The organism is Oleiphilus sp. HI0061, from assembly GCF_001635675.1.
The window spans coordinates 1-1,087 of the sequence record NZ_LWFE01000282.1; the positions used below are offsets into that span (position 1 = coordinate 1).

Annotated in this window: 2 protein-coding genes; one reads left to right on the forward strand and one right to left on the reverse strand. The window is 46.0% G+C overall.

What is annotated here, in order from left to right; all coding sequences use genetic code 11:
• Positions 1–573: hypothetical protein (locus tag A3735_RS30200; RefSeq protein WP_068637602.1), on the forward strand; the 573-nt coding region annotated here is incomplete at its 5' end.
• 32 nt (positions 574–605) lie between these two features.
• Here the strand turns inward: A3735_RS30200 and A3735_RS03670 are convergent.
• A partial coding sequence (locus A3735_RS03670; protein WP_156499381.1) for a DUF480 domain-containing protein occupies positions 606–1,087 on the reverse strand: 482 nt, incomplete at its 5' end.

Below are 1,087 nucleotides of genomic sequence, written 5' to 3' on the forward strand. Positions count from 1 at the left end.
CGCCTTATTTTATTATTTCTTATATGCTTAGTACTTGCAGCATGCTCAACCCGTGACTTACAAGGAACCTTGGGGGGGGCTACTGCTCAGCGCTTAGTCACACATAGCATCGATGATCTGGTCAGAAGTATTGAAGATGAAAAGCTAGATGCACTCGAAGGTAAAAACGTTTATATCAACTCTTACTTTTTAAGTGATTCACCCCTTAAAGCTTATGCCGACAAACGTTTGGCGATTGAGTTAGAAAGCCGTTTCGGTATCAATGTTGTGGCCACACAAGAAGAGTCTGAACAGGTGATGACAGCCTTCTACACCTCTCTTGGCACAGACTTGGACAACTTTGGTATTGCCATACCCTTTGGCTATGTTCCAGGGGTCGCTGAAAACACTCAGCTAAACATCATCACTTTAGAGAAATTCCACGGTATCGCAGAAATGTATTACTACATCGGCGAAACCGGCAGCGAAAATCGTAGCCAAGTCTTACAGGCCAAGGTGAAGACCGATGCCCTAGGCCTGCCATTTATCACGATTCCGCTTTCTAATATCGACCGTCACGAAAGCTTATTTTAGCCTTCGCTCTATTCGCTATTATTAGTGTTTGCTTACTGCTTCTGCTCCATCAGCCAAGCGACTTGTTTCTCAAGCTCTTCAATTCGAGCGAAGAGCTCATCTGAAGACGCTGAAGAGTCGCTTACTGGTGTTGAAGGCTCTTGTATTTGCGTCATATCAGGCTCCCCACTGAGCAGGTGCATATAACGATCTTCCCGCTGTCCGGCAGACGACGGTAAGCGACACATCAATGGTGTTGTTCTGTTTAGCAGCTTATCGACTAAAGCAATTAGTTCTTCTGGCCCTGAAAACTCATACATTCTGCGGGTTCGGGTGAGAAGCTCATTCACCGTCTGCGGGCCTCGCAGCAAGAGCATGCAAAAGATAGCGTGCTCTGCGTCATTCATATGATATTCACGCGTCAGACGCTGGTCATATTTATCCGCTCTTGAACCGTACTCAAATTTTACCAAGGCCCGCTTCTGTAAGTCATAAAGGCTCTGTTGAACATCACCTTCAGAAAGATCCATCACCG